The sequence below is a fragment of the Lederbergia ruris genome (assembly GCF_018332955.1).
Classification (GTDB): Bacteria; Bacillota; Bacilli; order Bacillales; family Bacillaceae_C; genus Lederbergia; species Lederbergia ruris.
Map to the genome: position 1 here is coordinate 21,021 of NZ_BORB01000011.1, position 22,183 is coordinate 43,203.

A 22,183-nucleotide genomic window follows, 5' to 3' on the forward strand; every position below is an offset into this window, starting at 1 on the left:
TACACCCTAAAGGGTAGAGTTCTTCCATATTCTCTGCACCTCTATAAGCTTCTTTTCGTTAAATGAACATTTATATATATCGGGCATGTCAAGTTTCTTCCAAAAATCAAATCCGTAACTAGAATCGAAATAATTCATTATTAACACCATTATATTGCCATGAGTGCTAATTACAACGTTTTTCCCTTTGTGACTTTCTAAGACTTGTAAAATAGCGCGGCACCCTCTTTTTTGAGCAATTCTATTGGATTCCCCGCCACTCCATGAAAAATCATCGTCCTCCCAGACTTTTGTAATGGCTATCGTGAAATTTTCTACAGGTTTCTCAGCTAAAATACGTTCTTTAAAATCATTTTCAATATGAATTTCTTTATCTATGTATCTAGCCAATCCTTCTATGGTTTGCATTGCACGCTTATAGGGACTGGAATAAACATAATCAATATTTTCCTCTTTTAGTAATTCGGTCACTGTTTGGGCACCAGCAAAACCGCCTTCAGACAAAGGTCTTTCCAACTCGTCTGGGGTATAGATCGAATGGGCATGTCTAACTAAATATAAATTCGTCAGCAAATGGACCACCTCCTAACCAACGTTAAATTATAGCGCGTTATGGAAAAATCTGGCTAAATATCCATGTAAATTGAATTTTCGGAATCAGCATTTCAATATGGCGTCCCCTATTCATAATTTATGTATGAGAGATTCATTGTTAATTTAATATTTTTCACTATCGATTTAGCAGAGGCATCTTATAATTATTTTACGATAATTTTTTAATAAACCAAGCGTCCGTAGCATTATGCTCAGAACCAGCAAGTGGTCTATCAAGTGGTTGGAAACCAAATTTACTGTAAAGAAGATTCGCTACTTGGAGTTTCTTCACTGTTTCTAAGTAACAGTATGTATAGTGTTCTTTGGCGAAGTTCAGTGCTACCTTCATCAGCTCGCTGGACAGCCCCATCCCTTGCGCTTCAGGTGAAATGTAGAGCTTTTGCAACTCGCAAATCGCCGTCTCCAGCCCAAATGGAGCAATCCCCACGCCGCCTACCACTTCATCTAGTTCATTCACTACAACCCAATACCTTGCATTTGATTGTTGCTTATAAAACTGGGCTAGACTCCCCAGTTGTGGATCAAAATAGGCGGTTCCTGGAATATTTAAATTAAATGACTCCAATGAACGTTTAATGATTCGCTCTATTGTTCTATTATCTTTTTCTTCGATTTCTCGTATTTGCATTATTTTATCCCCGATTTCCCGTTATTTAATGACTAAATTCTATTCATTTTATCATACACTTCAGTCAGGATTTGTATGGATTTAGAATTTAAGTCATTTGAATATTGTTTCCCCTCGTTATGACACCTTTCTCTTTGCGTTCATCTTGGTCATCCACTTTTTTAGCAGAAGAAAGGAGTAAAGCAGGGAGACAGCAACTCAGCTCGTTTTAAATTAAATTTAATGAAATAAAACAACTAATCTTCCCAATAAAAAATAGCATCTATGATCAAATACCCATTAGGTTCACGATAAATCGTTGGTATTTTCGTATGAAAAGGCAAGGGTTGATTCACTTTTTTAGCTTCTAGTAGTTCATAACCAAATTCTTTTAAGGCTTGTTCTAATTTTTTTGCAATTGTTTGGAATTTCTCGCTCAAATATAAGAGATTTGAACCACCAAGCAAAGAACCATATGCCCCACCTATTTCTTCGTTCGTTTCGATATGAATTGTCTTATATCTTTCATCTTCGCCCATGATGGCTACAGGTGCTAAACGACAAATATCGATAATAATTCCTTCGGTCTTTATCTCCCGCCGTCCATATTTCTCTTCAACGACTATCACATCTTCTTTTTGGCAGCAAAAAAGTTCAACAAAGGAGGCATAGCCACTGCCAAAATGATTCCACTCTGCTTCACACACTACATTCGGAATACGGTTTATTCGATGAAATAGCCGTCGGATATGTGCTTCAATTTCTTGCTCATTATTTGTATCATAAGGGAACTCGTTTCCAATGATTTTTCCTTCAATTAAATCTTGTAATTGTTCAATAGAAAACATTCACAAAACACCTCTCCTTTTTTCTTCACTATACGAATACCGAAGAAACAATTCCATACTAGATTTTTAAAAAACTTATCAATACACAACAACAAATAGAAGGAATGGGAATTCGTGCTGAATCTCTTGTATCACCAATGTGATTAAGAAAAGCGCAAGCGCCCGTTTAGCGACGTACAAACTTGGATAATAAGGCTGAACGGCTAAAATCGCGCCGTCCTGGCGCAACGCCGTTCTGACCAACATCCTGTTGGCCTGAGATAAAGGAAACACAGTGAGCCACGAAAAGCGGAAGGCGGTTGTTCAGGGGCGACAAGCAAATGTTCTGGAATCTGGAAGGGCGTTCTTTCCCTTCCAGAATTCCAGGTTATTTGACCTCGAGCCCCTACCGCCTGCAGCTAGACATTGAAAGGCGAACTGATGTTAACTTATCGTAGGAAGGCACCGAAAGTTTGCTAGTCGCTGGGCGCTGGAGCTAGATCCAGCATTAGCCAAAATTTATACTTTCCTATCCTGTTAAAAACCACTTGAACCAAGATTATGTAGAATTTATATAAATTCCAGAAGTGACTCCCAAAAATACGAATCCTGCGAAAATGGGGACTCTAAATGGAAAAGCTGTGCGAAATACACTATTAATTGAATACTTTTTTCACTTCCTGATCATTTACTTGTATTCATTTATAGCATACAAAATCCATACAACCAATAATAAAATTGTATGGATTACAATCCCATTCCTTTATAGAACAAAAGCGCCCTTGCGCTTTTTCTCTATCTCCATCGATAACGTGACGACGAGCCACCTAAAGTTTGCCAGGCCTAGAGTTGAACTACGCTTATTATCCACTACTACAACTTATCCACAAGCTAGATTTTATAATTTTCGAAGCAACAAAGAACCCCCCAATATTAATAAAATGGGAAGTTTTTAAATTTTTTCTCCATAAAATCACATATGCAAACCCTACAACTATATCCTAGAGAACCCCTATGTGCAAAGTTTAAAACCAAATGATGACTCCTCCTATTTCAAGGCATCGGTAATTTTTTGTGCCGCACTATCAAGCGCTTCTTTTGGATCCTTGCCTTCGTACATTTCACCAAGTGCGGTTTCGATGATTTTTCTCGCTTCCGGAAGAACCTCAGTTAAGGCGCCTTGTGTTGCCGGACTTACTGTTGTGTTTTCCAACTGATTCACCGCTACTTTGAATTGTGGATATTCTTCATACTTCTCTTTTAAAACCTCTTCATCATATGCAGTAGGTGTAATGGGGAAATAGCCTGTCGAAGCTGCCCATTCAGCTTGGATATCTGCCTTTGTCATAAATTTAACAAATTCCCATGCAGCATCTTGCTGCTTCTCATCTACTTGGTTCGTGATCCATAATGATGCACCACCAACCACTACTCCTTGTGGATCTTTTCCGTCCGCAGCAGGTAAGAAGGCAGATCCTACTTCAAATGGAGAGTTTTTAATTACTTCCGCCGTATTTGCTGTTGAATCAAAGTACATCCCTACCTGTCCAGCAAAGAATGGACCGCGCGGGTCTTCCCAGTTACTTCCATAGTTTGTAAAAGTTTCAGCTTTATTCATTTCATCCAACCATTTGAAGATGTTTAGACCTTCTTCCGAGTTTACCAAAGCCTCTGTTGCCTCTCCACTACGACCATTATCATGATCCAAATATAATGCACCTTGGTTTGCGAGTAACTGCTCAACAAACCAACCGATTGTAGCCATCGTAAATCCATAATTGCCATCTGTGGAAAGTTTTTCAGCCGCATCTTTCATTTCACTAAATGTTTTCGGTGGATTTTCTGGATCTAAACCAGCCTCTTTAAATTTGTCCTTGTTATAGAACATAACGGCATTGGATGTATTAAAGGGCATGGAATATAATTGATCATCCAATGTATAGTAGGAAAGAATGTTTTCCTCCAGTTGAGATATATCAAAATTGTCTTTATCAATAAACTCCTGCATTGGCGTAATAAAACCACTTTCACTCATATACTTTGTACCAATTTCAAAAACCTGTACAATGGCAGGTGCTTCACTTGAGCCACCTACTGCACGCAATTTGTTCAATAAATCATCATAGCTTCCTTGATAAATTGCCTTTACTTCAACTGAATCTGACTGTTCATTAAATTTATTCACAATTTCCTCCAACGCTTTTCCGTTGTCGCCACTCATGGCATGCCAAAATGAAATATTGGCCTTCTCTTGAGAAGCCTCACCAGGCTTGCTAACATCTTTGGTATCTCCACCGCTACATCCTGCCAATACAAAAGCAAATACAATAGTCAAGACGACCCCGCCAAAAAATAACTTCTTCATTGATTTTTCCCCCTTTATTATCCTTTGATTGCTCCAGCGGTTAAGCCTTCGCGAATATATTTTATTCCCACAAATAAGAGTATTAGTGTAGGAAGTAAAATGGCTACAACCCCTGCCATAACCATGTTCCACGATGAGGAGCTCTCATTGGCTATCAGCATTTTAAGACCAATTTGAACAGGCCTTACCGTATCATCATTTGTTACTAATAGTGGCCACAGGTACATGTTCCACGTTGTCAAGAACCCGTAAATGCCTAATGCACTTAATGATGATTTGGATAATGGCAGTACAAATTTCGAATAGAAACGAAATCGGGAACAACCGTCAACCTGGGCTGACTCCCATAATTCCTTTGGGATAGTTAGAAAATGCTGTCTTAATAAAAACACCCCAAAAGGTAAGGCAAAATGCGGGAAAGTTAAACCCATATACGTGTTCACCCACCCTAGGTTCAATACCGTTAAAAAGTTCGGGATAATCGTTGCTTCCCATGGAATAAGCATCGTTGCTAAAAATAAAAAGAAGATTGCATTTCTGCCCTTAAATGGGATAAACACAAACGCATAAGCGGAAAGACTACAGACAATTAATTGCCCCACCATAACGATAAAGGACATCCAAAAACTAACCGATAAATAATGGAGCAGTGGTATGCTATGAAACACCTCTTTATAGGCATCAAAACTAAACGAAGATGGCAGCAGTTTACCAGCGTATATTTCTTGCGGCTGCATAAAACTTGCCGATATTGCATACAAAATCGGGAAGAAAAGAATCAAGGCTGACACGGATAGTAATATATATAAAAATGTTTTTCTGATCATTGGTAGTGCACCTTCTTTTCTCCGATACGAAATTGAATAATCGTTACGATTAAGATGATTAGGAATAGAACGATCGCTTGTGCACTGGCATAGCCAAAGTTACCGAAAGAAAATGCTTGTTGGTAAATAGAGTAAACAATAATATTTGTTGCCCCGGCTGGACCACCGCTTGTTAGAATATCAATCTGTCCAAATGTTTGAAACGCACCGATAACAGCAATGATTGTAACGAAGAACAATACTGGAGATAGCATCGGAATCGTAATTTTAAATAGCCTTGCCCAATACCCAGCTCCATCAATCTGTGCACTTTCATATAATTCTTGAGAAATATTTTGCAATCCCCCTAGCAAGATAATGAAATTAATACCGATATGCATCCAAACCGTAGTCAGTGCAACAGAAAAAAGCGCCCATTTTGAATTCGTTAGCCAATCAATGCTATCAATTCCCAAATGCCCTAGGATATTATTTAAAACTCCAAGTGATGGATGATACAGGAACAGGAAAATCGTAGCCCCTGCAGCAACGGAGACACCTAAGGTTGACGAAAAAATAGTTCGGAAAAATCCGATCCCTTTCAATTTTTCACTAGCAATGATTGCAAGAAAAAGAGATAGTATAATTTCTAATGGCACCGTATATAGAACAAAGAGAAAAGTACCCTTCATACTTTTTAGAAATTCTTCCGAGTGTAATAGGGTCGAATAATGATCCCAGCCCACGAAACCATTAATTATTCCACCTCCCCCAACATCAAAAAAACTAAAATAAAGTGTTTTAATGATTGGATAAAATAGAAATACACTTAGCAAAACCAATGCCGGGAGCAAGTACAACATTCCAGAACCAAACAATTTTAACTGGCTATGGTACCTAGATTTTCGCGGTTTTGTCTCTATTACGGCAGCATCTGATTTTGTCATCATCTTTTAAGCACCCCTTTTAAAAAATAATCTATAAATCTATCATTTTTATTTGCTCATTCCCTCCATTATAAGAATATGAGCCACCTTTTCTTTTTAGACATCGATTGCTTATCTATACAATAAACAACCTATTTTAAGCACCTATATAAGGAATGTGAAGAATCTATAAAGCTTTGATTGAACTTTGTAAAGAAAAAGCACAAGCGCCTGTTCAAGGGATGTTAGAGGCTGAACGGCTAAGTCCGCGCCATTCCGACCTACATCCTGTTTTGTAAGTAAAGGCATTGAGAGTATAATTTGCCAAAAATACACCTTCATCTTACATAACATATTTAATTTCCAGTAAATCATTCTTAAAGCGTTTGTTAAGTTTCATAGATGAAATGACCGGTAATCTATACATCCCTTTTCACGATTGATTTTTAACATTAGATAGATTTTCATCCTTCGTATTGTTTCTTCTACTTATTCTCACAAAATGATGTTCCTCCCTTCGAATGCCAACTATATAGTGGAAGGGTTTACAAAGAAACACAAAAAAGAGAACCCTAAACTAGATTTTAGATACACAATCTCTCTGCACCAAAAATCGTTTAGGATTCTCTTATTCTCCATCCAAGTTATATTAACTTTTTATTAATTGTTATAATTGTCAATACACTTTTTCGTTTCTTTAATTGCACAATATTCTTTCAATTCTTTTTTACATAAGATTTTCTGCCATTCCTCACTCGTACAAGCCACTATCTTGGGTTGATCACTTAATTTGAACGTTTCCAGAAGCCTAGAGGTAATAAGAATTTCTCATAGATTTTCCGTTATCTAAATATGAGGGTTTGCCTGAAAGAAAACCTTGTTATAATTTTCATTAAAAGGGCTCTCAGATTATACCATATTATGAAAATGGCAAAGTGTTACATTGGGCTTAATCTCCAATGGGGCAACATCTTTATGCAAAAATCCTCAAAATTACGATATAACCTTCACCCAAAATATTGTCAAGGATCCAATCCCATTGGCCCCCTGGCTTCCGACTAGATAACAGGATAATACTGCTCATACCGTGGATTACAATAATATGGCGGTCTAGGTCCAATTTTAGGCATTGGCCAAGTATGAGAGTTGAAATCGTATAACATCTCAACCTGTTCATCAGAATGATCTACCAACAAAAACTTTACCTCTGGATGATAATAATGCAACGTGATAACCTCCCTAGGATTTTTCTTTACTTTATTCGACCTTTCGAAGGATTGAGCCAGTACCAGGAATGTGCGGGCAAACGGATCATTACCATGCACTTAATTCGCCTATGTCACATAAAGTAACGGAAAACGGCTATTTCGAGGAGGATAAGTATGTCGCAAAATCATCACAAATATCAGAAAAAGTCAGCTGAGCAAGGTTATCCGCTGTATCCCAATTACGGAAAAATAACTCGATACGAAGATATTCCGATCACGGTTCCAGAACAACGTCAGCTTCGCCAACCCGGTGTAGAAAAAATGATGGTTCCCAGACCAATCATTGAAAATCCGAATTATCGGGGAAGTGGAAAACTAGTAGGGAAGGTCGCCCTTATCACAGGTGGTGATAGTGGAATGGGCGCAGCAGCAGCCATCGCTTTTGCTAAAGAAGGTGGAGATGTTGCCATTGCATATCTAGATGAGCATGAGGATGCAAATCGCACTAAGGCAAGAATTGAAGAACTCGGACAACGCTGTTTATTATTGCCAGGAGACTTAAGGGAAAAACAGCAGTGCATCGACATCGTAGAAAAAACCATCCAAGCATTTGGGCGATTAGACGTTCTATGCAACCATGTCGGTATCCAATTTCAGCAATTGAGCTTACTTGATATTACTGATGAACAGTTCGATGATACATTTAAAGTGAACATCTACTCTCATTTCTATACCACACGTGCAGCACTTCCATACTTAAAAGCGGGAAGCTCCATCATTAATACGTCTTCTGTTGTCGCATATGATGGAAATGAGCAATTGATTGATTATACAGCGACTAAAGGAGCTAATCTTGGTTTCACGCGAGCATTAGCAAATAATTTAGTTAAACAGGGCATCCGGGTCAACGCCATTGCTCCTGGACGGATTTGGACTCCACTCATCCCATCAAGTTTCTCTGCAGATGAAGTTACACTAGCAGGTAACCCTATGCAGCGCCAAGGCCAGCCATTTGAAGTTGCCCCTACCTTTGTTTATCTCGCCTCCGACGATTCGCGTTTTGTGACCGGGCAAACACTTCACGTTAACGGCGGGCAATGGACGTCATCTTAATACAAAGGAAATTGTCAATTGTATGCTTAGAGGAAGGTGTAATAGAGAAGCAAAGAAATAAGGAACTCATGTAAAATGGAGAATTGCAACTAATTTTGGTAGAAGAAAAGGAGCCGCTTGCTTATTTTTCTTCTACTTGTATCATTATTTTTGTTACATAATTATCTTCCCCACTTACACTTACCTCATCAATTACATACTCTTCAAAGCTATCACCACATATACGATATCCTTCCTTACTCAAATAAGCTTTCATTTTTTCATAGGTATCCTGAATCGTCACATAACTTCCTTTATGATAGCCAACCACATATTTTCCGGCTTTTTTGATGAAAGGTTCTACTAAATCAGATTGATCCACACGCATATAAAAATGCGAATAATTCCAATAGTCCCCTGCCTCTACTTGCTCTTGACGAATCAAAACTCCAATAGGGTAGCCTATATCAAGTTCCTCTTGCTTTGTATATTTAATAAACGACATAATTGACTTCGTAAATTCTTTATCGGAACAGTTGAGAATATCTCCACTTAATACATAGTATCCTATTTCTCTTTCTTCGATTGTAAACCGGTCAAAATCCAACCGTAATGCTTCCTCGATTTGTTTTTTCTTGTTTTGAATAATTTGCTGAGTACGCTGCATTTTTGCTATTTTCTTTTTCATTGCCTCTTCTTTATCCGTTAATAATTCGATGGCATCCTTGGGGCTTTTGAAATGTAAAAAATCTTTAATTTCTGCTAATGACATCCCAATTTCCTTTAGCATCTCAATCACGCTAAAAACTTCTGTTTGTTGAACGGAATAATATCGATACCCCTTTTCGTTTTTATACTCTGGCTTTAAAAGATCGATATCATCATAATGAAAAAATGTTTGTTTTTTCACGCCACATAAATCTGCAAATTCTCCTGTTGTAAATAGCTTTTTTGTCGACTCCATTTATCTACCTCTTCTCTCTTGACTATACGGTAACCGAATACCTTATCATCATAGCATAGAAAGGACGTAAAACGTCGAATGAAGATATTCAAAAAATATAAATTTTAGGCGGTATTATTTATGGAAAGCAATCATTCAATGATGCAAACAATGGAGCCTCCTCAATTATTTAGGAAGTATTTAATCCCTTCCTTATTCGGAATGATGTTGATGGCGATCAATATTTTAATCGATGGTCTATTCGTCAGTCACGGTGTTGGAGAAAAAGGCCTAGCGGGTGTTAACATCGCAGTACCGATTTATTCGGTCATTTTATCCGTTTCTTTGTGGATTGGCATGGGAGGGGCCACGTTGTATTCGATTGCACTTGGGCAAAGCAATCAACATCGTGCGAAAAAAATATTTACACATTCGATTATTCTAGCAATTATGACAACAGGTTTAATTATTGGATTCTGTCTATTATTTGAACAGCCACTTGCTTATTTATTCGGAGCAAATGATGCAATTATTTCATATGTTGTCGATTATCTTCACATTATCCTTTTGTTTGGGATTGTCTTTGTACTTGAGAATATTTTAAGTATTTTTATCCGAAACGATGGAAATCCGACGCTCGCTATGACAGGATTAATCGTGACAGCTGTTGTGAATATTATTTTAAATTATCTTTTTATCTTCATTTTCCATTGGGGAGTAAAAGGGGCTGCCTATGCAACAGTAATCGGTACTTTCATAGGAATTCTCGTTTTACTTACACACTTCTTAACGAAGAAAAAACAATTAGGGTTCGTCCATACGAAACTTGACCTTTCTATATTAAAGAATATTTTCTCGATTGGTTTTCCGAGCTTTATCGTGGAAGGATCAACCGCAGTGATGATGGTTGCATTCAATATTACATTTAGCCATTATGTCGGAGAAACGGGGGTCGTAGCCTATGCAGTGGTCAACTATATGCATACGGTGTTTCTTATGCTCTTTATCGGGATTGGAGCAGCCCTACAGCCTATTACAAGTTACCATTTTGGCGCGAAGCTCTATCAACGTATGAAACAATTTGTCCGGATTGCAATGATTACAGGATTTGGTCTAGGGATAGCTGTATTTATTGTTGGCCTAGTCGGAAAAGGGGTTATTATCGACTTATTCGGGATCGATATTCCCGAAATTATTGATTATACGAAAATAGGGATTGTCTACTTTTTTGCGGGGTATCTATTTTTGGGAATCAATATGGTATTTGTTGAATATTATCAATCAATTAAAAATATCCGTATTGCGACATGGATTATTTTAAGTCGCAGTTTTATCTTATTCATCCCTTTGCTTTGGATTTTTCCGAATCTCTTCGGTTCTAATTCAATTTGGCTTGTTTTTCCAGTAGCTGAGGGGTTAACGGTACTTATCATGTATCTAGCATTAAAAAACAAATGGATCAAACTTGTTCCTATAGAAATGCCGGAGCTGTCCAAAAAGTCGGGGTAATAAAGGGATGACGGAAATAACCTATATCAAGATCAAGCCCCGGCATATATAGCCGGGACTTTCCCCACATGCAAAAACTTCGGGAATGTTAGTTTCAGTAGTGCCTGGCTTAGTTACGATATAACCATTTTCATTTGCCTTTACACTATTACTATTTAAAATTATATTCTGATACAATCTTCTCTCTTTTCGTAGCCAAATCATTAAAGTATTCATAAAGGTTTATTCCTAAATAGGAACCGGAAATATTGTATATATTTTCATAGCCTAAATTATTTAAAGCTATGACCATATTATAGCTTCTTTGACCTGAACGGCAGTGTATATATACAGGCTGGTCTTTTGGGATTTCATCTAGTCTTTGTCTGAATTCACTCAATGGAATATTTACCGCATTTTTCAGATGACCAGCGTTATATTCCACTTTTTCTCGAGCATCAATAATAAAAGCATTACTCTCTACTAATTCGCGCACCTGTGAAACTTTCACTTCTTTATATCGGCCTTCTAATTGATTTAGTGCCACTAATGCCGCGTGATTCACAACATCTTTTGCTGTTCCTAACATTGGAGAATAAGTTAATTCAAGCTCCTTTAAATCTTCTAAGGTACCATTCATCGTAATCATGGTTGCGATGACATCTATTCTTTTATCGACATTTCCTTTTCCAATGGCTTGTGCACCTAAAATTCTGCCAGTTGGATATTCATATACTAATTTAAAATGCATCGGGTTACTATTTGGCATTAACCCTACTTTATCTTCAGGCATGACATAAACAGAATCATGCGGAATACCAGCTTGTTCTGCTGTTCTGGCATTTAAACCGGTTGAAGCTGCATTTAAATCAAAAAGATGGATGGATGAGGAGCCTATAACCCCTTGATTGTTACTTGGGATCCCATACATATGATCTGCAGCTGCTCTTGCCTGCTTCTGGGCTGGACCTGCTAAAGCTAATCTTGTTGGTTTGTGTAATAATCGATGATATACTTCGATGGCATCTCCAACAGCATAAATATTCGGATCACTAGTGACATAATTAGAATCCACTTTGATTGCCCCAGTTTCGCCAATTTCAAGACCAGCTTCTTCAGCTAAAAAGGTCTCAGGTCTCACACCAATAGCTAAAACGACCGCCTCCGCATTTATTTTTCTTCCGGAATTGGTTTCGACGTAGTCATCGTCAATTTTTGCTAATCCATCATCTAATATAAGATTGACTCCTTTATCAGCCATTTCTTTATGAAGGATTTGAGCCATATCGTAATCAAAAGGAACCATGACTTGGTTGGCAAACTCTACTAAAGATATATTGTAACCCGCCAATTTGAGATTTTCGGCAACTTCAACTCCAATAAAACCCCCACCAATGACTGCAATATCATTTATAGCGTTTTGCTTTATAAAGTCATACATATTTTCAATATCAACCACATTACGTACTGTAAACACGTTAGTATTATCAATGCCTTCTAAATTCGGTCGAATTGGTGTCGCTCCTGGTGAAAGAACTAATGAATCGTACGGTTCTTCGTAGACTGTATCTGTAATCAAATCTTTGACAGTAATTGTTTTCTTCTCACGGTTAATTCTTACAACCTCTTGATTCACTCTTGCATCAATGTTGTATCGACTTTTAAAACTGTTTGGATTCATTAAAACGAGTTCCTGACTATCTTCCACAATTCCACTTAGATAATAAGGTAAGGAACAGTTTGAAAAAGAAACATGTGGGCCTTTTTCAAACATAATAATTTCCGCCTTCTCATCTAATCTCCTTACTCTAGCAGCAACAGACGCCCCGCCAGCAACTCCACCAACAATTAATACTTTCTTTCCCATTAATATCACACCTTTCTTTATTCTATTTCACCTTGCCAAGACATCATGGCATCAATCATGTTCGTTACATCCTAGTCCTGTTCCATTAAAAACTCATATGCCGATTATCTATTACCCACGCCTGCTTCCGAATAAATCCGCTAACCTTCCACCCAGTAGTAGAAATCCTCCAAATATATTCAGAAAAGCACTCATGCCCCATTGTAAGCTTTCTTGACTATAACCGAGCGCTCCTTTGAGAGATGGCAGGGCAATCTGAATAATCGCCGAATCCATCATCACAAGGAAATTCGCAATGCACAACAAAAAGAGTGCTTTCCAACGCTTAGGATCTGGTTACGAAATTGTCTGAGCATGTGTAGACATGATGATTACCTCCAGTATTACTGTTTAATTTTGATTTTGTTTCATTGTATTTACCATACACCGGAAAGGTATAGTTCAGGATTTAAAAAAGTTAATGGAGATATCAAGCTACACAATAGCTATCCTACATTTAATAACTTCTTTATCTCTTCTTTATTCCTCTCAAACCCTATCATACTTTTTGGTTTTCTCATCCATCCTAAGAAGGACGGGTGAGAAAATACAAGTGTTGGAACAATTCTGCTTCCTGTTATCTTCAGTAGATCTTTTTCTTTTGATGGTTCTTTAGCTAAATCGTATTCCTTGTGAGGAATATGATGAGTTTGCAAGAATTTTTTCAAATCTTGGCAATCCGAGCAAGTAGGTCTAGTGTAGACTTCAAGTTGATAGTTTTTCATCTCTAAACCTCACTCCTTTCGTTTATAATACCTTTGTTTATTCCTTTACCTCGATAATAAACGAATAGGCGTGTACATGATCACCAAACTTGAATTCCGCCCAAATTTTATACATACCAGGTTTAGAAAAATGCGCATTAAACGTGGTTGTATCGTCTGAAGCAGGGTGGACATGAATATATTGTTCAACATTTTCATCCACAATCACCACATGCCCTAGGGCACCCAGATAAGAATCAGGCGTTTCTCCATGCGTATCAAATACTAAAGGAACTTCTTCTCCAACCGTAGCATGAACATCCTCTAAGGTGACGGTCTTCCCTTCGACTTCTTTTGTCCAATTATCCTCACTCTCTAGACTTACTTTATCCGTTTCGTGTGTTCCAACCTGTACAGGGTTTGGGGCGATCTGGTACGCCTTATTTTCTGATGCAATATCGATAAAGGCTTGATAGGTGCCATCCTTTAAAGCTTGACTTACCATATAAGTTCCCACTTGTTCCTTCTCCGGATGTAAATGATAATACTCCTCTAAATCATTAGAGACTACGATAAAATGCATCTCTTTTTCATGCTGTATAGTAAGTTCTGGTGGGTTTCCTTTATCATCTTCCAATTTAATAAAAACTTTTCCATCATTATACGTTACGTTTGTCTTTACCTCCGGGTCAACCTGATGGCCATGATGATTGTGTTCGCTATGATTCATTGTCTCTTCCTCCTTTTGAACTTCTGTAGTTTTATGATTATGGTCTAATTGTCCGCTTTGAAAAGGGTTATTTCCAGTAATTAAGGAATATGCTAGGATAACCAATACTAAATATACAATCCCCAGAGAAACCCACTTTTTAATTGACATAGCTTTACTGCCCTCCCTTTAGCTTCAAACGTTGTAACCGCAAGGCATTTAGGACAACGGATACGGAACTAAACGCCATCGCCGCTCCGGCAACCCATGGAGCCAGTAAACCAACGGCAGCAATCGGGATAGAAGCAGAATTATAGATAAACGCAAAGAACAGGTTTTGCTTAATATTACGCATCGTTTTGGCGCTCAGTTCTACACTGTCCGCCACACTGTGCAAATCTCCTCGCATCAGTGTAATATCAGCTGCTTCAATGGCTACATCTGTTCCTGTACCAATCGCCATTCCAATATCCGCAACAGCTAGAGCGGGTGCATCATTCACACCGTCACCGACCATGGCTACTTTTTTATTCATTTGTTGTAATTTCCTAATTTCATTAGCTTTTTGTTCAGGAACCACTTCCGCGATGACACGGTCAATGCCGACCTGTTTCCCAATGGCTTGTGCGGTTCGTTCATTGTCACCTGTCAGCATGATAACTTCCAAGCCAAGCTCGTGCATTCTTTCAATAGCTGCTTTCGATGTTTCTTTCACCGTATCAGCTACGGCAATCACTCCTGCTAACTGTTGATCAACACCGATTAACATGGCTGTTTTACCATCTAATTCTAGTTTTGACATGACTTCTTCTACAGAGGTAACATCGATAGCTTGTTGGTGCATCAATTTTCTTGTACCTACAAAAACTGTTTTACCTTCTATTACAGCGCGAATACCGAAGCCAGGTATCGCCTTAAATGATTCTGGTTCTTTCATCATAGTCCCCATTGCTTTTGCACCTTTCACAATCGCTTCAGCAAGCGGGTGTTCCGAACTATTTTCAGCGGAAGCTACTAAAGATAGGAGTTCTTCCTCCGTGAATTCTGGTTGAGGAAGAACGTCTGTTAATTCTGGATCCCCTTTGGTTACTGTTCCTGTTTTATCTAAAACAATCGTGTTTAATAAACGTGTGTTTTCTAAATACTCTCCGCCTTTAAATAATACACCTAGTTCCGCTGCTCTTCCGGAACCAGCCATAACTGAAGTTGGTGTCGCTAAACCAAGTGCACATGGACAAGCAATGACAAGAACTGTAATGGCAGGAACAAGTGCCGAGCGTAATTCACCAGGTTCGACGATGAAGAACCAAACAAGAAACGTCACAATAGCAATCCCGACAACAATCGGAACGAAGATACCTGATACACGGTCAGCTACACGCTGAATATCCGCTTTACTTCCTTGTGCTTCCTCTACGACTTTTACAATTTGTGATAGTGCCGTATCTTTTCCAACTTTGGTCGCCTCAATGGTTAACATTCCATTTTTATTAATCGTTGAGCCAATGGCCATGTCGCCCATTTTTTTATCGACAGGGATACTTTCTCCTGTAATCATAGATTCATCTACAGCAGATTCACCTTTTATAATTTGCCCATCAACTGGAATTTTTTCACCCGGACGAACAATAATGGTATCTCCAACAATGACCTCTTCAATAGCTATTTCTTGCTCGTTCCCATCCCGAATTACCCGTGCCGTTTTAGCTTGCATGCCAAGCAATTTTTGAATAGCCTGGCCTGTACGTCCTTTGGCACGCACTTCAAAAAGCTTCCCAAGGATAACTAATGTGATAATGACTGACGCCGCTTCGAAATAAAGAACTGGCATCCCCACTTGACCGTTCATTTGCCATTCAATACCGAGGAAAATGCTGTAGAAGTATGCGACAGAAGTACCGAGTGCAACGAGAACATCCATATTGGCACTTTTATTTCGTAATGCTTTATACGCACCTCGATAGAATTGTGCCCCAACAATAAATTGAACAGGAGTTGCTAATGCCAATTGTACCCATGGATTCATCAGCATATCTGGTGAATAGATAAAGGACGTAAACTTAAAATGTGTGACCATCGTCCATAACAACGGCAACGTCAAAATAGCGGAGAAGATGAATTTACCAGTCTGGTTTCGCACTTCTTCATCCTTACTGTTTGCCGTTTCTTCTTTGGATGTTTGCACCTTTAACGTATACCCCAGCTTTTTGACCGCTTCGATCATCTCTCCAGCTGTCACTTGATCTTGGTCATAAACAACCGTGACATTCTCCAAGGCAAAGTTAACCGTAGCATTAGAAACTCCATCCATTTTAGCTAGTCGTTTTTCGATTTTATTGGCACACGCGGCACAGGTCATCCCAGAAATATCAAATGTTTGTTTATCATGTACCACGTGATAACCTAATTTCTCGATTTTGTCTTCAAAATCTTGAACATTTGTTTTTTCAGGGTCGTAAACAACCTTTGTTTTTTCTATCGCAAAATTGACATTGGCATCTACCACGCCGTCTATCTTGTTTAGACCTTTTTCAATTTTATTGGCACATGCTGCACAAGTCATGCCTTGAATTTGCAAACTTACTTCTTTTTGTGCTCCCATCGTTGTTTCGCCTCCTCACAAATACCTTATAAGGGTATATTTTTTTAAAAAAAGGAGATCGTGCTAGAAAAGCACGACCACCCCTCTTAAGCAACATCGTAGCCTTGTTCTTCAATTACTTCTGTAATATCTTTCAAGTCGACTTTTTCTGGATCGAAGGTTACATCGACTGTTCCATCTTGCAAATGAACTTTCACAATTTCCACACCGTTCAGTTCCCCAACACTTCCTTCAATAGAATTCACGCAATGTCCACAAGACATACCTTGTACGTTTAGTGTTTTATTTGTCATTGAAATTCCCTCCTAATTTTTAATTCTTCTTTATATTACCATACCCCCCTTAGGTAATGTCAAGCGGAAAATTTATGTTATGATCTTGCCCTATTTAATACCAATTATTTCAATTCCTGATGATACTCAATTCAGTCTTTTTCCCGCAAAAAAAGACACTCACCATACTTATAGATAAGCGCCGAATTGGAATTTACACGAAAAATTATTCTGCTGAATTAATTTCATAAAGATAGAAAACATAATCTGTTGGAACACTTGAATAACCTTGTTGGCGTATCATTGCTGTCAGATTTCCCCGATGATAAGTGCCATGGTTCACAACATGTTGAACCAATTCGGACAGATGTGTTTCTAAACGACCAAATTGAGGATGTTCGGGGCAAATCTCTTTATCCAAATCACCTTCATTGTGGAAAAAATCTTGATACTTCTTTGATAAATCGGCAAACAGTACTTCCATTTTTTCAAGTTCCCTATTCTTTGTCTTTTCTTGCGCTTCTATAATGGAAGCTTGAATTTCATCCATACTATTCTCTCGCATTACACCAAGCCAGATTGTGTCTGTCATATAAATATGAACAAGCGTCTCCGCAATGGAAGAAAAAACACTTTGAATTTCCCGATCATAAATATCTTGAGGCAATTCTTTCAATCTTTCAAAAAACTTGTTGTTCGCCCAAACATGATAATCATATAACTGTAACGCATGATGTTTCTTCATCAAAGATCTCCCCTTGTATTCGTTTTTTTCTACCTCTATTATTTCTGTTTTCATTGGCAAAATCCTTTATTTCAATCTAGGCCTTTTTATTCTGAAAAAATTGGCCAAAATGATCGCAAGCAGATTACAACAACAATGGCATTGTTTGGATTAAAATTTAAGATGTAAAGAATTTATTCATTCGGATAGGTTTCTTTCAAAAACGTGACAGATTGTTTGATTAATGCCTTTAATACATCCACATGAATATCTGCCACTTTGTTGATGTATACACACGCTTTTCCTGTTGTGTGTTTTCCAAAATTCTTTAATAATTCGTCTCGTTGCGTGTCACCTGTTGCAAAATATAAACTGATTTTAGCTTTTCGTGGTGAAAAACCAACGAGTGGCGCGTCGCCTTCGTGCCCAGATGCATATTTATAATGATATTTTCCAAATCCGATAATGCTTGGTCCCCACATTTTCGCTTCATACCCTGTTGTGTCCGTAAAAATATCTAACAATTTATAGGCATCTTCGCGTTTTCGAGGATGATCTACACTCTCAATAAATTCAATAACACTACTATCTGTTTCTTTCGTTTTTAGTTCGTACATCGTTCCATTCCCTCCTAAAGCAAAAGCTTTGTTAGTTTAAGTGCGTAGTCGTTTATAGAGAATCGCTCCCGAAACGATGACCCAGCCAAGTAACCGGGAACAATCTAGGTGGAATCATGCCCGAACCCTTGACTCAACCAAGAAAACGGGAACAATCCAGGTGGAATCACTCCTGAAACCCTGACTTAACCGAGAAAACGGGAACGATCGAGAGTTTATAATTATATCATCTAATCGGCCCACTCATATAACGCAATCCCCCAAAAAAATAAAGAGTAGGGGTTGTAAAAAGCTAAAAAACGGAGCTTTTGTCCCGATTTTATATGTTCTCGCTAAAAACACCCCTTTAGACAAAGATATCCAAAGGGGGAAAGCGATAAACGGCAATTTTATTTTAGCTCCACAATATTGTAGGTTTACAATAAAGTTATAGTGAATAAACTTGATAGATCCCTAAAAATGAAAATTTATTCAGAATCCATTGCTGTCTTTACTTTATAAATATTGTCCTGTCACAGATGATGGATTTGCCTTCATTTCACTTGGCGTCCCTTCGGCAATAATATGTCCGCCTTTAACACCACCTTCTGGTCCTAGATCGATGATCCAATCACTCGCGTTAATCATATGGATGTTATGTTCGACCATGATAATGGAATTCCCCTTATCGATTAGGCGATTGAACAATTCTAACAAATATTGAATATCATAAGGATGTAGACCTGTTGAAGGTTCGTCTAATAAGAATAGAGTTTTTTGTTTATTTTTCTTCATTAAAGAAGTGGATAACTTTAATCGTTGACCTTCACCGCCAGATAATGTTGTAAGGGATTGACCCAGTTTTAAGTATCCTAATCCGATTTCAGTTAATAATTGGAGGACTTTATGGATTTTTGCTTCGCTCTTGAAAATGTCTATTGCTTCTTCAACGGAACACTCTAGACAGTCATTTATATTGTAGCCATTATACGTGATATTGAGGATGTTTTCTTTGAACCGTTTGCCTCTACACGTGGGACAGACAACTTCCATATCGTTAAAAAACAACATATTACTCATCACATAGCCAAGTCCTTCACATGTCTCACACCGTCCACCATTTGTATTGAACGAAAAGTATTTAGATGTAAGACCTTGTGCTTTACTCTCTACCAGTTTGGCAAAAACATTGCGAATGTCAGTGAATACGTTGGTATAAGTCGCTACATTTGAGCGCCTCATTTTTGTAATACTTGTTTGATTAATCGTGATGACTTCTTCAAATTGCTCTAATCCCGAAACATTACCAGCTTGTTCCCCTAAGACATCAAAAATTAGTGAGGATTTTCCTGACCCTGAGACACCCGTTACACTTACAAGCGATTCTGTAGGAACGGCTACACTGACAGAAGCAAGATTATGGTGCGTGGCGTCTTGAATATGGATGGCTGTTTTCCCTGCTTGTCTAACGTCTTGCTTAGGTTGACTTCTGTTTGATATGTAGTCTTTGATTAGGGATTGTTCATTATTTTTAAGATCCTCTAATGTACCGGTCCCAATTAATTCGCCACCATATCGGCCGGCTTTTGGTCCAATTTCAATTAAATAATCAGCTTCTCTCATCACATCCGTATTATGTTCAATCACAAGAACTGTGTTCCCTTTATCTCTCAGTTTTTTCATAATATCAATGATGCCTTCTGTGTCTTTAGCATGAAGACTAGCCGTTGGTTCGTCGATAATATAAACGACATCTGTTAAATCTGAATCTAAGATGGCTGATAACCGAATACGTTGACTTTCACCACCAGATAAAGTGTTTGTCCCCCGTTCTAGAGTGAGATAACCGAGACCAAGACGTTTTATACGTTTAAGTTTTGTCTCTATATCCCGAAGATAGACATCCACTACCGATCGTTCCTCTTTTGTTAAGTTCAGGCTACACTCATTCACCCATTCTAATAATTGCTCTAAATCTAACGTTGAGATTTCAGTGATTGAACGATCCATTACTTTAACACGACGACTTTGTTCGGTTAATTTCGTGCCATTACAGTCAGGACATCTATCACTATAAAAAAAGATTGATTCTTTCCCCATATCTCCACTTTTTTCTTGATATTTACGCCAAAGGTTTGTCATGACACCTTGGAATTTACCATCCCCAACCGTTTTCGGCTCCTTTTTATCCGTAAGGTTTTGAACTTCTTTACTGCTTGTACCATAGCAAAGCAAATTGTAAGGCGTTAAAATTTTTGAGTGGTGTGTTTTCTTCAATTGGCACATTGTAATAATTCATGGTCCTTTTGATATTATCAAGTTGATACTCTAGATAGCGACCATTCCATAATGTAATGGCGCCATTTTCAATGGACAATTCCATATTAAATAATGTATTTACATTAATTTGGATGACTTTACCGATACCTTTACATTTCTGACAAGCGCCTTCGATTGTGTTGTAAGAAAAGTGGCTTCGTGTGAGTTTTTTATACTTATGATCACAGTGGGGACAAATTTGAAATACAGTGAAATCACCATCTATATGTTCTGTTTCTTCAATGGCCTGAATAGGGTTAACTTTTTTCTTACAGTTTGGACAGGAGCGGATACCAAGCTTCTCATAGATCATACGTAAACTTGTATACATGGCTGTCTTTGTCCCTACTGTCGAACGAGGATTTGATGACGTTTCTTGCTGCTTTAAGCTTATCGCAGGGGAAGCACCATATATATGTGCAACATTTGGTTTTTCAATGCCTTGCATGCCCATTGCCTCTAAATATTGCCGCTGTGATTCATTAAAAAGAATATCATGTGCAAGTGTGGATTTTCCTGATCCGGAAACCCCCGTTATCACGGTCAATTTACGCTTGGGGATTTTTACACTCACATCTTTTAAATTATGTTCGTTCGCATGCTCGACACTTATCCATTCCGTCATCACAACATCCTCCTTATTTTGTTAGAGAAGATAGTATACATGTGATCATAAGGGGATGCAACCAATATCCTAAAGAAAATCTCCATGAAAATCAAAACCGTTCAACACAGCATTCTTCTAACTTTTCATTAGAAATAAAGTAAGTCCAACTGATAATAAAAAAAGGACCAGCATTTATAAAATGAAAATGCCAGCCCTTTCAAGTTTAAGTCGATCTTATGGAGGTGCAAGTAAAGCAGCCTCTCCATTTAGACTCTTAGCGAGCCACGGAATCCTCTAGCACTATAGTAAGAGTCCGCACCGTTGTGATACACGAAGACGTGTCCAAAGCGATAATCACAAAAAAGGGCCCCACCAAGTTCTCTAATATCAGCGGGGGTTTGCACCCAGCTCGACGTTTTCCTATCGAAATGTTCAAGTTTTTGCAACGCTCGATATTGGTCTTCCGTTAATAGTTCAATGCCCATGGCAGTTGCCATATCTATCGCGCTATTTTCTGGTTTATGTTTTTTCCTTGATTCCAGCGCCTTACGGTCGTAACAAACACTTCTGCGACCTTTAGGGCTTTCTGCTGAACAATCATAAAAAACGTATTCATCCGCTTGTTCATCATATTCAACAACGTCCGGTTCCCCGCCCGTTGTTTCCATTTCATTGAGCGACCACAGTTTTTCCGTATTAGTTTCCAGCTTGGCTTGAACTTTAGCCCACTCAAGACCTTCATGACGATGCATGTTTTTCTCAAAACGAGCTTTCAATACTCTGAGTAATTCTTCACGTTGTTCAAGTGACAGCTCTTTTGGATTGTTCTTTGTCATATTCGTTTCCCCCTCGTGTGTACTTATAATG

At 38.2% G+C, this 22,183-nt stretch carries 21 protein-coding genes; 2 read left to right on the top strand and 19 right to left on the bottom strand.

Features of this window, described 5'->3' with window-relative positions; translation table 11 throughout:
- Window positions 1-6: 6 nt before the first annotated feature.
- From KI363_RS07935 to KI363_RS07965, 7 genes are all read right to left on the bottom strand, one after another.
- Window positions 7-570, bottom strand: a complete 564-nt coding sequence (locus KI363_RS07935) for a histidine phosphatase family protein (RefSeq protein WP_212966099.1) — start codon at window positions 568-570, stop codon at window positions 7-9.
- 193 nt (window positions 571-763) lie between these two features.
- Window positions 764-1,243, bottom strand: coding sequence for a GNAT family N-acetyltransferase (locus KI363_RS07940; protein ID WP_212966050.1), 480 nt, complete (start codon window positions 1,241-1,243; stop codon window positions 764-766).
- A 236-nt stretch (window positions 1,244-1,479) separates the two neighbouring features.
- Entirely contained in the window at window positions 1,480-2,070 is a 591-nt protein-coding gene (locus KI363_RS07945) for a hypothetical protein (protein ID WP_212966051.1), read from the bottom strand.
- A gap of 1,027 nt (window positions 2,071-3,097) precedes the next feature.
- Complete coding sequence (locus KI363_RS07950; protein ID WP_158323983.1) at window positions 3,098-4,414, bottom strand: ABC transporter substrate-binding protein; 1,317 nt, start codon at window positions 4,412-4,414, stop codon at window positions 3,098-3,100.
- 17 nt (window positions 4,415-4,431) lie between these two features.
- The gene (locus KI363_RS07955) at window positions 4,432-5,241 is read right to left on the bottom strand and encodes a carbohydrate ABC transporter permease (RefSeq protein ID WP_158323984.1); all 810 of its coding nucleotides are present in this window, start codon (window positions 5,239-5,241) and stop codon (window positions 4,432-4,434) included.
- Entirely contained in the window at window positions 5,238-6,167 is a 930-nt protein-coding gene (locus KI363_RS07960; RefSeq protein WP_158323999.1) for a carbohydrate ABC transporter permease, read from the bottom strand. The genes KI363_RS07955 and KI363_RS07960 overlap by 4 nt, the downstream gene beginning before the upstream one ends.
- Window positions 6,168-7,204: 1,037 nt before the next feature.
- On the bottom strand, window positions 7,205-7,372 hold the full coding sequence (locus KI363_RS07965) for a hypothetical protein (protein ID WP_191967577.1): 168 nt from the start codon (window positions 7,370-7,372) through the stop codon (window positions 7,205-7,207).
- A gap of 156 nt (window positions 7,373-7,528) precedes the next feature.
- Here KI363_RS07965 and KI363_RS07970 point away from each other — a divergent pair, with 156 nt between their 5' ends.
- Entirely contained in the window at window positions 7,529-8,467 is a 939-nt protein-coding gene (locus tag KI363_RS07970; protein WP_158323986.1) for an SDR family oxidoreductase, read from the top strand.
- Between the two features lie 121 nt (window positions 8,468-8,588).
- On the opposite strand, the gene KI363_RS07975 is transcribed toward KI363_RS07970, so the two are convergent.
- Entirely contained in the window at window positions 8,589-9,410 is an 822-nt protein-coding gene (locus tag KI363_RS07975; RefSeq protein WP_212966052.1) for a MerR family transcriptional regulator, read from the bottom strand.
- A gap of 138 nt (window positions 9,411-9,548) precedes the next feature.
- On the opposite strand from KI363_RS07975, the gene KI363_RS07980 reads away from it, so the two are divergent.
- Window positions 9,549-10,898 carry an MATE family efflux transporter gene (locus KI363_RS07980; RefSeq protein WP_373306757.1) on the top strand — a complete coding sequence of 450 codons (1,350 nt, stop codon included), beginning with the start codon at window positions 9,549-9,551 and terminating at the stop codon, window positions 10,896-10,898.
- 151 nt (window positions 10,899-11,049) lie between these two features.
- On the opposite strand, the gene KI363_RS07985 is transcribed toward KI363_RS07980, so the two are convergent.
- From KI363_RS07985 to KI363_RS08030, 11 genes are all read right to left on the bottom strand, one after another.
- Window positions 11,050-12,744, bottom strand: a complete 1,695-nt coding sequence (locus KI363_RS07985) for an FAD-dependent oxidoreductase (protein WP_212966054.1) — start codon at window positions 12,742-12,744, stop codon at window positions 11,050-11,052.
- A 111-nt stretch (window positions 12,745-12,855) separates the two neighbouring features.
- Entirely contained in the window at window positions 12,856-13,050 is a 195-nt protein-coding gene (locus KI363_RS22350) for an MFS transporter (RefSeq protein WP_212966055.1), read from the bottom strand.
- A 179-nt stretch (window positions 13,051-13,229) separates the two neighbouring features.
- The gene (locus KI363_RS07995; RefSeq protein WP_212966056.1) at window positions 13,230-13,508 is read right to left on the bottom strand and encodes a glutaredoxin family protein; all 279 of its coding nucleotides are present in this window, start codon (window positions 13,506-13,508) and stop codon (window positions 13,230-13,232) included.
- Window positions 13,509-13,545: 37 nt separating this feature from the next.
- The gene (locus KI363_RS08000) at window positions 13,546-14,217 is read right to left on the bottom strand and encodes a DUF8832 domain-containing protein (RefSeq protein WP_212966057.1); all 672 of its coding nucleotides are present in this window, start codon (window positions 14,215-14,217) and stop codon (window positions 13,546-13,548) included.
- Window positions 14,218-14,371: 154 nt separating this feature from the next.
- Window positions 14,372-16,798, bottom strand: coding sequence for a heavy metal translocating P-type ATPase (locus tag KI363_RS08005; protein WP_212966058.1), 2,427 nt, complete (start codon window positions 16,796-16,798; stop codon window positions 14,372-14,374).
- Window positions 16,799-16,884: 86 nt separating this feature from the next.
- Entirely contained in the window at window positions 16,885-17,091 is a 207-nt protein-coding gene (copZ, locus tag KI363_RS08010; RefSeq protein WP_212966059.1) for a copper chaperone CopZ, read from the bottom strand.
- Between the two features lie 205 nt (window positions 17,092-17,296).
- Window positions 17,297-17,815, bottom strand: a complete 519-nt coding sequence (locus tag KI363_RS08015) for a DinB family protein (protein WP_212966060.1) — start codon at window positions 17,813-17,815, stop codon at window positions 17,297-17,299.
- 173 nt (window positions 17,816-17,988) lie between these two features.
- Window positions 17,989-18,411: a DUF1801 domain-containing protein gene (locus KI363_RS08020; RefSeq protein ID WP_212966061.1), complete on the bottom strand. Its 423-nt coding sequence runs from the start codon at window positions 18,409-18,411 to the stop codon at window positions 17,989-17,991.
- A gap of 495 nt (window positions 18,412-18,906) precedes the next feature.
- On the bottom strand, window positions 18,907-20,532 hold the full coding sequence (locus tag KI363_RS08025) for an ATP-binding cassette domain-containing protein (protein ID WP_246516806.1): 1,626 nt from the start codon (window positions 20,530-20,532) through the stop codon (window positions 18,907-18,909).
- A 67-nt stretch (window positions 20,533-20,599) separates the two neighbouring features.
- The gene (locus KI363_RS21985) at window positions 20,600-21,334 is read right to left on the bottom strand and encodes an ATP-binding cassette domain-containing protein (protein WP_246516807.1); all 735 of its coding nucleotides are present in this window, start codon (window positions 21,332-21,334) and stop codon (window positions 20,600-20,602) included.
- 248 nt (window positions 21,335-21,582) lie between these two features.
- A complete protein-coding gene (locus KI363_RS08030) occupies window positions 21,583-22,152 on the bottom strand; it encodes a DUF4256 domain-containing protein (protein ID WP_212966062.1) in 570 nt (189 codons plus the stop codon).
- Window positions 22,153-22,183 lie beyond the last annotated feature (31 nt).